At 50.6% G+C, this 13,193-nt stretch carries 11 protein-coding genes and 1 tRNA gene; 2 read left to right on the top strand and 10 right to left on the bottom strand.

Going from position 1 to position 13,193, the window contains the following annotated elements:
- Positions 1–237: 237 nt before the first annotated feature.
- The 7 genes from Pan161_RS31430 to Pan161_RS20150 form a co-directional block, all read right to left on the bottom strand.
- Complete coding sequence (locus Pan161_RS31430; protein WP_390620753.1) at positions 238–519, bottom strand: integrase core domain-containing protein; 282 nt, start codon at positions 517–519, stop codon at positions 238–240.
- Between the two features lie 147 nt (positions 520–666).
- Complete coding sequence (locus Pan161_RS20175) at positions 667–1,083, bottom strand: hypothetical protein (RefSeq protein ID WP_145230245.1); 417 nt, start codon at positions 1,081–1,083, stop codon at positions 667–669.
- 33 nt (positions 1,084–1,116) lie between these two features.
- Entirely contained in the window at positions 1,117–1,299 is a 183-nt protein-coding gene (locus Pan161_RS20170) for a hypothetical protein (RefSeq protein ID WP_145230243.1), read from the bottom strand.
- Between the two features lie 241 nt (positions 1,300–1,540).
- Positions 1,541–1,915, bottom strand: a complete 375-nt coding sequence (locus Pan161_RS20165; RefSeq protein WP_145230242.1) for an Arm DNA-binding domain-containing protein — start codon at positions 1,913–1,915, stop codon at positions 1,541–1,543.
- Positions 1,916–2,049: 134 nt separating this feature from the next.
- Positions 2,050–2,136 (bottom strand) — tRNA-Ser (locus Pan161_RS20160).
- 56 nt (positions 2,137–2,192) lie between these two features.
- A complete protein-coding gene (locus Pan161_RS20155) occupies positions 2,193–2,438 on the bottom strand; it encodes a hypothetical protein (protein ID WP_145230240.1) in 246 nt (81 codons plus the stop codon).
- A gap of 263 nt (positions 2,439–2,701) precedes the next feature.
- Complete coding sequence (locus Pan161_RS20150; RefSeq protein WP_145230238.1) at positions 2,702–2,968, bottom strand: BON domain-containing protein; 267 nt, start codon at positions 2,966–2,968, stop codon at positions 2,702–2,704.
- Between the two features lie 428 nt (positions 2,969–3,396).
- Between Pan161_RS20150 and Pan161_RS20145 the strand changes: the two genes are divergently transcribed.
- Complete coding sequence (locus tag Pan161_RS20145; protein ID WP_197995429.1) at positions 3,397–5,220, top strand: glycosyltransferase family 39 protein; 1,824 nt, start codon at positions 3,397–3,399, stop codon at positions 5,218–5,220.
- Between the two features lie 49 nt (positions 5,221–5,269).
- The gene (locus Pan161_RS20140; protein ID WP_145230235.1) at positions 5,270–6,613 is read left to right on the top strand and encodes a CehA/McbA family metallohydrolase domain-containing protein; all 1,344 of its coding nucleotides are present in this window, start codon (positions 5,270–5,272) and stop codon (positions 6,611–6,613) included.
- Positions 6,614–6,618: 5 nt separating this feature from the next.
- On the opposite strand, the gene Pan161_RS20135 is transcribed toward Pan161_RS20140, so the two are convergent.
- From Pan161_RS20135 to Pan161_RS20125, 3 genes are all read right to left on the bottom strand, one after another.
- Positions 6,619–8,610 carry a hypothetical protein gene (locus Pan161_RS20135; protein ID WP_145230233.1) on the bottom strand — a complete coding sequence of 664 codons (1,992 nt, stop codon included), beginning with the start codon at positions 8,608–8,610 and terminating at the stop codon, positions 6,619–6,621.
- A gap of 198 nt (positions 8,611–8,808) precedes the next feature.
- Positions 8,809–10,266 (bottom strand): DUF1501 domain-containing protein, encoded by a 1,458-nt coding sequence (locus Pan161_RS20130; RefSeq protein WP_145230231.1) that lies wholly within the window; start codon positions 10,264–10,266, stop codon positions 8,809–8,811.
- Between the two features lie 235 nt (positions 10,267–10,501).
- Positions 10,502–13,192: an FAD-dependent oxidoreductase gene (locus Pan161_RS20125; protein ID WP_197995428.1), complete on the bottom strand. Its 2,691-nt coding sequence runs from the start codon at positions 13,190–13,192 to the stop codon at positions 10,502–10,504.
- Between the last annotated feature and the right edge of the window lies 1 nt (position 13,193).

The following is a 13,193-nucleotide window of genomic DNA, read 5'->3' as shown; positions in this document are numbered from 1 at the left end:
GACAGCAGGAATGGGCAAATAAACTTGAAAAAAAGACGTCTTTCACAAATGCAATCGAGCGTCGGGTACAAAAAGACTGTTGCCCGTTAAGTTCAACGGGTAATTGATCTTTGAAAACAAAATCTGTTGAAAGAACTGATGCGAGTTGGAGCAGGTATGCTGTGAATAGTTGTTAGTTGTGACCTTTCAGGAGCGCGTACGCTGCGCATGAAGAAATGACTTGTGTTTCGATTTGATCTACGCCGCAATCCGCTTGTACGACTTGATCAGACCGCCGAGATGTACCTCGCAATGGATCTCATTAAGCTTGATCGTCTCGAATTCCAGCGGCGGCTCGGCACAGCAGGGCGGCAGATGTTCTCGCGAGCTGTGCGCTCGATGCTTGTTGTAATAATCAACAAACTCAGAAACAAGATAATCGAGATGCACTTTGCCGAAAGCGATGAAATGATTCAAGGCTTCGTATTTAATCGTTTGCACAAACCTTTCGACCCGGGCATTTAAATTGGGAGAACGGATTGGCAGCCTCTTTGGCTGAATGTCTTTGTTCTTCAGAAACTGTTTGAATTCGATAGAGAACTTTGTGTCTCGATCATGGATCAGGCAGGTCGGCTTCTCATCCCGATCGGCAACGTGGTTTACAAATGCTTTGGCCTGATTTGTGACCTAGGCTGAGTCCGGACTTCGGGTTGAGGGTGTCACAAAGACTTCACGCGTTTCAAGATGCATGAAAACTAACACATACAAATCGACGAGCCCCCGCGGTGTCACGGTTCGTTTCGTAAAGAAATCGCAGGCCCAGAGTGTTTCCGAATGAGTTTTGAGAAACTGGTCCCAGGTGCCGGTACTTCGTTTCGGACTCGGCTCAATCCCTGCTTCCTTGACGATGTTCTTCACCGTCTGACGACAGATCCGGGAGATGCCGAGCTTCCGAAGTTCACCCAGGATTCGAGTGTAACCGAACCCCGTTTCACGGGCGATCTTGAGAATCAGTTCGCGCAGTACGACGCTCTTTCCTGGCCGACCGACGGGATATTTCTTCCGGCCTCGTTTCTCTTCCCGTACCCAGCGATGAAAGGTCACGGGTGTGACGATTGTGATCAGTTCGTTGATCGCTTATCCGAGCGGCTTGCCATATTTCAAGAGTTGCGCACGTTCGTGAGGTTTTGTATGAATCGCTCCTGGGGTACGGTCCCGCAAAATCCGGTTCTCATTTTTCAAATAGAGGACGTATTTGGCCAACAGGCTGTCGGAAGCAGTCGCAATCAGTGTCAGCAGAGGATGAAATAGTTGGATCATCGTGGTAAAATCAGTCTCAGTGGTAACATGCTGTAATATAAGGAGATGTCACTTTATTTGTACCCTGCTGACAGACAGTTCACATTCGATGGACAGTCTCTTTCAGGGCTTTGCGGAACCTTCATCGACTTCAGGGCCGCAGAGTTGACGCAGTTCGCCTTATATATCGGTGTCGCGGCTGCTTTTAACCTGCCAATCAAAACTCCGAAAGCTGCGAGTTACCTCCGAGTCGCTGTGGACTTTAACTTTTGTAAGTTTCTTTGACTTCATAACTTCCGGAATCAGCCCGTGCAAAATTCGTTACGAAGAGGGTTTTGTAAGGGACGATGGACTGCAATGAAGATCGTAAAACCTGTTCATGATGGTTGAGCCATCTGGTTTGCAAATCATCGATATGAACGGGTTCAAAATTGAACACCGAATGAGTGTGAGACTCTAACTGGCTATTGATACGCGCGGCCATCTGCCGGGCCTGTTCTTTGTCCGGACCGATTTTGGGTCGCAAACGCTTGCCATTTTCGTGGTAGGTGAGGTACCAGATTTTCCCGCGGAGATCGCCACGAACTTTGCCGATCCGGAAAGTTGTCTTACGGTTTTGCTTTGATGATTGCTTCATCAACAGAGCCTTTCAGAGAACCCCCGTGCCACAAAACGCCACAAAATGTGCCACAAATGGGAAGCTCTGGAGCGGTCCAGATAAAGTAAATGCCGCTGAGTTATAGGGTTACAACTCAACGGCAATCAAATAAGCGGAGAGAGGGGGATTCGAACCCCCGGTCCCGTTTCCGAGACACAGCATTTCCAGTGCTGCACAATCGGCCACTCTGCCACCTCTCCGGGGTGACTCCGTCAAAAAAATGGGGAGCCGTTATCTCTGCCTGAAATCTTTTGATTTAGTCTTCTGAAGATTCGGAAGCAGCAAGTCCCTGTTTGATTGCTTCTTCGCGGTCTTCGATGATTTTGAGAGACTTCAGACGGTTCATAATTTGAAGTCGTTGTGCGTTGACCTGCTTCCATTTGGGATGCTTTTTCCGCTGCTGTGGAGTCAGGTTCTGTTCATCCAGGACCTTGCTGTAATCGGCAATTGCCGTTTCTGCGTTTTGTAACTGACGTTCCAGTTGAGATCTTCGTAAAGACATTGTCTTCCAGTGTCCCTTAGTATGTATGAATGACGGTTTTATTGCGACGGGGGTTCACCCCGAATCCTCTGTGCGTACAATGACTACTTCCCCCGTAGAAACGCCGGGGAACGGGGATTCTAACAAGATTCGCACGGATTTGACAACGGTCAGCCTGCGCAACCTGATGTATTGTCATGTTTTTTGCTGGAAAGTATACATAAAAACATGTCAATGAGAGCGTAAAGTCTTAAATCATTATCAGTTGGGTTTTTACCGTCAATTCAGTGTGTGCTGAGTGTTGGTTGACCTGTTTGATCTGAAGTGACAGTCAGACGGTTATCAACCTGCCGAACCCCTTGGATGCGGCTGACAGATTCCTGGGCCAACTGTTTCGCATAATAGCTGCCAACGATGCCTGTAAGAACAACCTGTTCCTGTTCAATCTGATATTGAACATTCTGGTTCGCGACCAGTACAGATGTAGAAATCGCCTGGCTAATGAGTTCACTCAGTTGATGAGCGTGATCTATGGAGATGTGTTGTGACATATTGAAGCCAATACTCGAAGGATCCTAAAAATTCATTCTATCCTTATACCTATTTCTCATCCTGAGATTAAAAATGACACATTGTCTGCGGGTGCGCATTTTTGTTACTTCGACAGTCTGTCTTGAGTCAAATTAGAAAAAATGTGATGATTCAACCGGTTCCGTAGTTCTGGTTGAGTTCAGGGATTACAATCAGAATATTTGTCAGGAGCGGTTCTCGTGGCTGGTGAAACGTGTTGTCGTGACTGAGGTTAAACCCTGCACGACGTTTGCCGTTTGAGGTATTTTCCGGTAAGCAGAGTGTTCCTGAGTTTTCAGAAGCGATACAATACCGGCTGGTTCAAAGAGTTTTATATTTGTGTGATCTTGCATCGTGTCAGCGGGTGACTGTCAGCCTGCCGGCCTGGATGTCTGGAAGGATAGCCCCTTTGGTAATTATCAGTGATCAGGAACTGTTGCAGCGATCAGTGGAACCTGCTCAGGATCTGTTTCCGGTGATGCGGCGCGCGGCTGTGATGTCGCCTCTGGTGGCGTTGCTGGCACTCGGGCCGGGCCTGCTGGCCTTTCACTCTTATCGCATCGACGAGCTCTCTGCCTGGTTTGGTCTGCAGTGTCTGGGAAAAGCAGAACTGATTGGGGACAGCACAAATGCTCTGATCTCTCAGCCCCCTTTGATACGCTGGATGTTTACAGGGCTGTTGTCTGTGATTGGTCACTGGTCTTCCTCCCTGGTTTTATTCTCTTATTTTTCGACGGCCTGCATGCTTTACGTGGCTTATCGTCTGACCAGGAAAGTGTGTAACCCCCGGTATGCGCTGGTATTCTGCTTTCTACTGGCGTTTCATCCGGTGGTACTGAAACAGGTACAACTGATCGAAGCGCCTGCGTTTCCGATTCTGTTTGCGCTGCTCACGATCTGGGGATTCATCACACATCTCCGTTCCGAGTCAGGAATTGTCTCTTACAAACTGCTGGGTGGCGGGATTTCACTGGGACTGTGTCTGCTCTCGGGGGGCGCACTGGCGTTAGGTGTGCTGTTGATGTTGGGGCTTTATATTTTGAATCCAGCGGAATTGCCCAAAACCCGTTCAGGGAGCGAGCAGAAGAAGGCACCGGTCTTCAAGCAGGTCGTCCGCATCTGGAAATCATTTTTTATCCTGGCCTTCACCGGATTTGCAGTGGGCGGCTGGTGGGAACTGATGGCGGCATCTCAGATCGAGGGATTCTGGGGTAAGTGGTTTGCCGGTCCGGGTCAGCCGAATATCAGCCTGTACTGGAAAACAGAATTTTATCCTTCGTATTTTGTGCGAGATATCATTTCTTCAATGGGATTCCTGCTGGGATTCGCGGTGTTCGGACTGTTTCATGGTCTGAGGCGGGTCATTTATCCTCAAGGGAACATGCAGGAGATTGCCTGGTTAAGACTCATTGTGATGTGGGTATTGATTGGTGCTTTGTTCTGGTGGGGTGTGCAATATCTGCCTGAAATGAATGCCAGCACGCGTGCCATGTGGAAGCTGTTTTTTATTATCCCGATGCTGGCGATTGTCGCCTGGGAGTTTCAGCAGATCGCGTTGCGTCACGTCAGTTACCCGACGGTCCTGGCAGTTTTTACGTTAGGGGTCCTGGCTGTTATCTTTCTCAGCGCTTCGCATACAGATACGCTCAGTCCCCGAATCTCAGCCCATTTTCTGCGACAGTTGATCATACTGGGATTATCACTGGTAATGGTGCTCTGGTATAGCCATCGGTTTAAAAAAGAGGATGGGCATCGGCTTGTGGAAATTGCCATGGTCATTTCCCTGTCCGCGCTGCATGTTGTCTCTGGAGTGTATTCGGTTCCCAAACCAAACCCGGCAGGTGAGCGGTTGTTGCAGTTTGAACATCAACTGAGACTGACTCAGAATGTGGATCACTGTTTGCTGGTCAGTAAAATTGAACCTCCCCTTGAGCTCACTTTTCTGATTTTCTATCTCTGGGGAAACATTGACTACAAACAGGTTCAGGGGGCAGTGATCCCTCAGGATCTGAATATACCGGCGGAAATCAGTACGGCAGTTGCAGCAGAAAAACCGGACGAAGAAAACCTGGATGCAGGAAAACAAGTAATAGTTCGCTGGGGGGCGTCTCCGGTATCGTTACGTAATCTGGTGAATGCCGGTTTTATCTTGAAGCCTGTAGCGGCGCCGGATGTCTATAAGCAGCATGAACTGCAGGCCGATCTGATTACAAATGCACCCCCGGGATTTTGAGTTTTAAACTATCTTTGATTGAGTGAACTTTTACTTCGGAGCTATCAACATGCATCGTTTTCAACACTATTCTGCCTGCGGGCATGCAGTTCGTATTCCAGCCGTCTGTCTGCTGTTTCTGGTCTGTTTCTGTCTGGCAGGTTCGCTGGCAGGTGCGGCAGAAACGATTGAGTTGAAGGAAACAGCGGGCCAGAAGTGGTACAAGGGAAATTTACATACCCATTCACTCTGGAGTGACGGGGATGATTATCTGGAAATGATCGCGGACTGGTATAAGTCCCATGGATATGATTTTCTGTCGTTTACCGATCATAACGTCCTCTCAAATTCAGAGCGCTGGACAGTGCCTGAAAAAAACAAAGGGAAGCTGCATGCTTACGAAGAATTGAAGAAGCGATTTCCTGACTGGGTGGAAGAGCGAAAAAATAAGGATGGCCAAATTGAAGTTCGTTTGCGCACGTTTGAAGAAGTCTCCGACAAACTGGGAGAGCCGGGAAAATATCTGCTGATCCAAAGTGAGGAAGTCACGGATCGCTACAAAAATTATCCCGTGCATATGAATGCGACCAACGTGCATTCACTGCTGACACCCCTGGGTGGTAAGAGTGTATACGAAGTGATGCAGAACAATACCAACGCTTTAGTGTCTCAACGAGAACGGTCCGGACAGAAAATGATGATCCATCTCAATCATCCGAACTTTCATTATGGGGTCACTGCGGAAGATTTGATGAAAGTGGTTGGTGAAAACTTCTTTGAAGTTTATAACGGACATCCCGGTGTGAATGATTCAGGTGATGAAGCGCATGCCAGTACCGAACAGATCTGGGATATTGTTCTGACGAAGCGGCTGGCAGAATTGAAACTGCCCATCATGTACGGGCTCGGGACTGATGACGGACACAACTACCATAAAATTCCGAGTCGTGCCAGCGAACCAGGCCGAGGCTGGGTTGTGATCCTGTCGGAAGAACTCAAACCCGAAGCACTGGTCGAAGCGATGGAAGCGGGTCGTTTTTATGCTTCTTCCGGTGTCAAACTGAAATCGGTGACTTATTCGGATCAGGGGATTCAGGTGGAAATCGAACCGGAAGAGGGTGTGACCTACACCACCGACTTTGTCGGCACACTGGAAGGCTATCCCCAGCGGGGCATTCCCGTGCTGAATCAAAAAGGTGAGGAAATAAACACCACCAAACGTTACAGCAAGAAAATTGGCGAGACACTGAAATCCGTTAAAGGAACTTCCGCAAGTTATGATCTGACGGGGAAAGAAATTTATGTCAGAGCGATCGTCCGATCTTCCAAACTGCATCCGAATCCGTCGGAAACGGGTGAAGTGGAGCGTGCGTGGATTCAACCTGTTGCAGGTCCTGCTGCTCCTAAAGAGTGAATCAGTCAAGGTTCTTCAGCTGATGGAGGACTGGTGTCACTGCTGCAGTCAGTGACTACCAGTGTCTGTCGGCTGAGAAGCAGATTAGAATCCGAGTCATAGACTGACGTTTCCAGTTTCGCAACTCCAAATGGAATCTGGTCGCAGAGCCAGAGATCTTTGCGGTATCGCATTTTCTGCTCTGCTGCTGTTTTGGCGGCGATGGTGACGGAGACTTGTGAAGCTGCCAACTGGCATTCAAAGGCATCTTCTCTGAGTGGGGTAAACAGATGCCGTGGTTTACCAGGATTATACTTCCGTGGCCGAGGCATGCCGTAGAAGAAGCGGTAGGCGGAATATTTTTCAGCCTGACTGACTTCCTGATTCGGCCAGCGCAGGAACTCCTGAGGCCACTTTCCTGCGTTGAAGTCTGCGATGTTGATCGTGTATTGCTTCGAATCGCGCGTCTCGCTGCCGATGGAGTGAGTGACTTGAATCACGCGTAAAGAATCATCAGACGATGGTTGCAGGCTGATTCTAAGTTTGACCAGGCGACCATCATTCGCAGGTCCGGAAAATACGACATAGGGTTCAGGGATTTCCCGGCCAGGTTCCGGAATGGATGCCAGCCAGGTCGTCAAGGGGCGTTGCAGGGCAGGCGGTGGTTGCTTATAGTCAATCCAGCCAGCCTGCTCAAACATGGAGTAGATCCAGGGGGCCCGCCAGGGGTTGTGCAGCGGATGCTGTGCTGAGAAAACGGACCCCAGCAGGCAGAGGATCCCCAGTCCCCTCAGCCAGCGTTTCTCTGATAACTCATCGAGTAGGGGAATCATACTGATGAGCCAGAACGGGGTCAGCCAGAGCATCCAGCGGAGTGCGGCACTGTTGCCGCCGTAGTTGTAATTCCCCGTCCGAGAGAGATAAAACCCAAACACGATCACGCTAATCATCAGGCTGATCCATAACAGGGGGCGCAGGATGTGTAATTTGTTTTTGCTGATTCTCAACCAGGAGAAAAGTGTCAGGAAATAGATAGGCGAGAGTGAGAAAATGCCATGATGGCCCAGCGTGCAATGAAAAAAGTAGACCAGGGGTGAATCAAGATTCCGGTCGAGATCCTGGGGATTGTTCCAGTAGCTGGGTACCCCTTTGTGTTCGTACAGATATTTTTCGGTTCCGTAGTACATGTAAAACGGTTTCCAGCCTCCGGTCGCCGCGTAATTGGTGACGAAGAAACCGAGCAGGGGAACCAGTGCCGCCGGTGAAAAGGCAAGTAAGGTCAGGCGGGGGTTAGCCCGGAACAGCAACCCAAAAACAACCAAGCCAAACACAGCTGCTGGCAGTTCATTGCAACAGGTCAACATGGCGAAGAAACCAGCCAGTAGGAAATAGCGTTTGCGTTGTTCGCCATCGAGCAGGATTCGCATCAGTGAATAAAGTGTAAATACGGCACAAGATGCGGCGATGGAATGATTATTTAAGGTTAATAGAAACGGTGTGAGGAGTGTGGCGAAGCAGGCTGCAATGACCACAAAATATCGCGTGAAGAGTTTGGTTGCGTAACGTTCCACTATTTTACAGATCAGCAGCAGCGCGATCAGCATGGGAATTAAATTGACGGCGATCAGGATCAGGTGAGCCACATCATGCAGATTCCGGTTCAGGTTCAATCCCGTTGTGGTTTTGATGAACCAGTAAAGTCCCGCGACTATGGTCGGGAATAACGGGGGCTTCGAGGAATAGAAGTGGCCTTCGTGTCTGACTTTGTCGATGCTCGACCAGCCCGGACGATCGTTGATGGTATCGATCTGGTAGGTGCCTTCTTCTACCAGCGACCAGACTGTGCACCAGCGGGAACGGTCGTTGGCACTTTGCAGCGGCGCGCTGTTCATGATGGCTGCCAGGCTTTGTCCGCATGTGACTGTTAACAGCAGTAAGTAAACAGACCAGCGCAGGCGGGAATCCTGTGAGGACTGATTGAGAGAATCGTCTGACAGTGAAGCGGTGGAACTGGTCATGGAATCGGGACAGTTTCTGAAAGAGCGCCAGGAGTTTCATATCAACGTAGTCTACGAAATCGAGAGCCACAGCGCATCGGGCTGCAGTCTCAGCATGCAGATTATCTCATGCTCCCGGAAAATCAAACGGGGAATCGCTGCGTTTAAGGAGGGTTTTCGATATTTTTAGAGAAGCTGCTCTAGTGAAATGTGGTGCGATCAGAAAAGTTCGTGAATCGGTTCCCCGTTTTCCACAGCAAAAATGGGGCGTCCTTTATCATCAATGTAGTGCGTATCGAGGGGGACTCCCATGTATCGATAGATGGTCGCCGCCAGATCTCCCGGTCGCACGGGTCGGTGTTTGATCTCACTGCCGTCATGTTCGCTGGCACCGATGACCTGTCCGTGGTTCATACCACCGCCGGCCAGGCACATTGACATGACCACCGGCCAGTGATTGCGTCCATCGGTACTGCCTTGGGTACCTGAAATGGGTGAGCGACCGAATTCGCCCATGGCGATCACCAGAACATCGTCCAGAATCGATCGTTCTTCCAGATCAGAAACCAGAGTCGTCAACAGATGGTCAAACAGGGGGAGCAGGGGACCGAGACCATTTTTAATTCCGCCGTAGGGAGGAATATTGTCACCATGGTTGTCCCAGGTACCGGAGGCGGTATGGTAACTCAAATCCAGAGTGACGAAGGAACTGCCTGCTTCCACGAGTCTTCTTGCCAGCAGAGCCTGCTGACACCAGAGGTGTTTTCCGTAGCGGTCCCGGGTTTCGGGGCTTTCTTTGTTGAGATCGAACGCATCCTGCACGCGTTGTCCGAGTACCATGTCATATGCGCGACGGCTGTAACTGTCGATGGCCTGCATCGAACCGGCCTGGTCAATGCCGCTCCGCATCTGATCGAACTGCAGCATCAGATCGCGTCTGTTTTTCATGCGATCAAAGGAGAGCCCGGGTGCAAACTGAAACATTTTTCCACCGCTGGTTTTCCCTGTGTCATTACCCACCATGTCATAAACGGGCAGGTCTGCTGCCTCATTGGCGATGAAAGGGTCGTATTGTTTTCCCAGATATCCGCCCCAGGCAATGTGGGAATCGTGTTTCATGAATGAGACATAGGGGGGCATACCGGGATGATTGGCGCCGTGATGCTTGGCCACAATCGATGCCATTGCCGGGTAGCGATCGCCTTTCCGATTAGTACGAGGAGTTGCCAGCAGGTTGGATGTCTGCATCACCTGATTGGGTTGATGGCTGCTCATTTTGGGATCGACAGACCGAATCAGCGTGAAGCGATCCATCATTGCGGCCTGTTTGGGGAGCATGTCTGTAATCGTAATACCGGGGACCGATGTCTGGGTTACGCCGAACGGGCCACGATTCTGAATGGGGCGATCCGGTTTGGGATCCCAGGTATCAATATGACTGGGGCCCCCCGTCATCCAGAGGAGAATAATACTCTTTTTGGGCAGCGAAGATTTTCCAGCCAACTGGAGTTGATCAGAGGCTTTCAACAGGCCCGGCACGGAGAGACCAGCCAGTCCCGCAAGGGAAGCTTTCAGCATGTTACGACGACTGTGAAGCACTAAACCTTCGGGGACCAGCGGGTTAAACGCTGTGAAAGCGTGCTGTGTATGAGTACGCGAATGGGGACCGAACTTCATTTCCGATTCCAGTTCCAGTTGATATTTTTGAAGTCTGAGCGATATCACTTCTGATATTATTAATCTTATTAAATATATCGTCAAGACTTGATGCGTTCAATACGATTCTATGTGACTCGTCGAAAATAACGACAAATAGGCCTGATAAGACAGGTTCTGACGTTATTAAACGGAATTATCAGAGAAAGGACATAGGAACTCGGGCAGAGGGACTGGAATTCATAGATGATCAAAGTTATCGGGATGTTCCGGCTGGGGGGATCGGTTCAAATGCGAGCCAGTTCAGACAGGTATTGGTGCCTGCCTTGGGTTTTCCAATCTCAACGGTTAGTCGGCCATCTCTCACCTCCACCTGGGTGTGCTTTTTCAGAAACGACCCGCCAACGGTGGAAAAATCCTGAATGATCTGTTTTCCTTCCACAGAGACCCATTGTCCGATCTGATCATGGCCGGCATCTCCCACACAGACAGTGACCTGCCAGCGTCCATTGGGAACCGTACATTCCCAGAGGTCGTGATCGCGGGTAAATACGAAGGTATCACGATAGACTTCCGGTACCTGTTTGCGCTGACGCACATTCTGACTCAGGTCACGCTGCCAGCCGAAGCCTCGCTGCGGATTAAAGACAGCTCCCTGATCCGCTTCAAATCCAGACAAGGGAGGGATATTTTTTCCAGCGAAATTAATCCGGCGTTCCTGCGGAGATTTTATGAGATTCACAATGCCATTCTGATCTGCGTCAGTGACGGATGTGATTTTTTTCCACTGAACCGGTTCACCGGGCGTAAACAATGTGGGGTCATCCCGATCCAGGATTCCGTCTGCATCTGCGTCATCTGGTTTCACGCGTGTGTAAGGACGGAGAGGCAGGTCTTTCAGCCCATCCCATAACTGTTGGCAGAATTCTCCGCGACTCATGTTTTCGTTGAATGTAAATGTGAGGTTTGCCACATTGACAGATTGATAAGCGAGTCGCTGGACCTCCTGACGCCATTTGGGACTGGCGGGAGCATCGGGTTGAAAATCCACCTTGCGAACTTCCATCGGCAAGGCGCCGCGCGCCGCCAGTCGGTTGATGGCGATAAAGGCGGGGTGCGAGGGGGCCAGATCACGATAAGGCCAGATCAACAAGGCGACGCCTGCTTTTGATCCGTCGCATAATCCGGTTCTGACCTGTTCCAGTTTTGCACGATCATAGGGGATTTCGCGAGGTGCGATATCGTGTTGTAATGAAATCGCAGCAGTCGCGCCTGCCGCCTGACCGATGGCGACACACTGATCGTGCAGTCGAATCGCTGCACTGACAATGCTGCTGTAGCCCACATTTTTCTGAGCACCCAGTAAACCATCCATTTCGGCAGGAACCAGGCTTCTTAAAGGAAACAGACTGCGGTCACTGACCAGGCTGGTGTTGCGCCCCGGTTTCTCGTAATCGATCCAGGGACCGGTGTTGCCTTCCGATTTCAAGTAGGCCCGTCCCGTACGATGGAAGTCATAATGAAACTGCCAGGCGAAGAGTCCGTCCGGATACATGACCTGCGAGAAACGCTCACGCGCGAATTTTTTATGGGGACCATCCTGATTGCGTCCGTCCTGTTCACGCATCATATACATGGCTTTCAAACGCAGGGACTCACGAATATAGGGTTTGGGGGGCAGGTGGTCTGTCGTTCCGAACTCGTCGCTCAAATGAAAATGACGAAAGCTGTTGGTTTTGTCGGGAGCACGAGTATGAACATAATTCTGCAGGTGGTAGAGCAGGCTCAGAGAGTGCCGTTTGGCATCTTCAAAAATGATCTTTCGCTGCGGACGTGTCATTAACACGATGTTTTTCTCTGATGCGCCGGGCTCGGTGGCTTCGAGTGCGGTGACGACCTGCTGGGGTAATCGTTCCAGCGGGTAATCCTGACCGAGCATGTAATTCAGCAGGATACTGGTGCGTCGGTCTTTGCTGGTCTCGCCATCCACAATCCGCCGCACAGTAAATATGGAAAGCTGCCGCGGAGACGCTTTGCCTTGATCGGGCCAGTGTGGAATCGAGCCCAGTTTGACGGGACGATCCCATAGTAATTGTTTCATCTCTGCCAGACTCAATTTGGAAGTGCGGACAAAATTACGATCGTCATAGTGATCTGGCTGGGGAATGGGAGTGTCCTGGTTCGATTCTTCAATGATCATTGCCCAGGTGATCGGGTTCATTTCATTGGCAGGATAGTCAGATAAATCCACGGGTGCACTTGGTTCTTGATAGCGCGAGCGCGGATCAGCTCCCATTTCAAAGTCAGTCCCGGAGACCTGAATCACGTCTCCCCAGTCAGAGGCATCAATCGTCAGTCGCGCCTGAATGTGCAGGTCCGGCTGTTCGGAACCGGCGGGAGCAAACCAGAGGCCGGTTAAGCGGGGGTGGGAACCGGACTGATTCACATCCGCTTTGACCGGGTAATGTCGGGTGATGAGTGTGACCTGTCCATTGTCTCGATAAGGCTGAAGCAGTTCCCGAAATATGGCTTCTGCTTCCGCAGGTCGAAAAGTGGATGGCCCATGAAACGGGCGGCCCGGCATGGCAGAGCCGTACTTTTCCGTATTGAAGGCTTCAATACGGTCCATCAGTTCTTTGAACAGTCCGCTGCGGTGGAAGGATCGTTTCATGGGATGCCAGTCGACCCCCCAGCCGACTTTCCCCGGGCCTTTGTTTTCGTCGACGCAGGCCAACGCCTGTTCTGTGTACTGCCCGCCCAGCCAGTCACCATCCAGGACCAGCGTGATAGACTTCACTCCCTGCCGGGCAGCCTGAATCGCGGCGGCCCAACCAGACTCGGTGCCTCCCACAATGAGAAGGTCTGTTTTTTTGACCGGTAGTTCCGCCTGGGCGGAGTTAACAACAAGTGATGTGAGAACCAGGAAAGCGAGCGTAACTGATTTCATA

The organism is Gimesia algae, from assembly GCF_007746795.1.
Lineage (GTDB): Bacteria > Planctomycetota > Planctomycetia > Planctomycetales > Planctomycetaceae > Gimesia > Gimesia algae.
The sequence above is the reverse complement of the archived record's forward strand: the minus strand, read 5'-3'. Positions and strand labels throughout refer to the sequence as shown.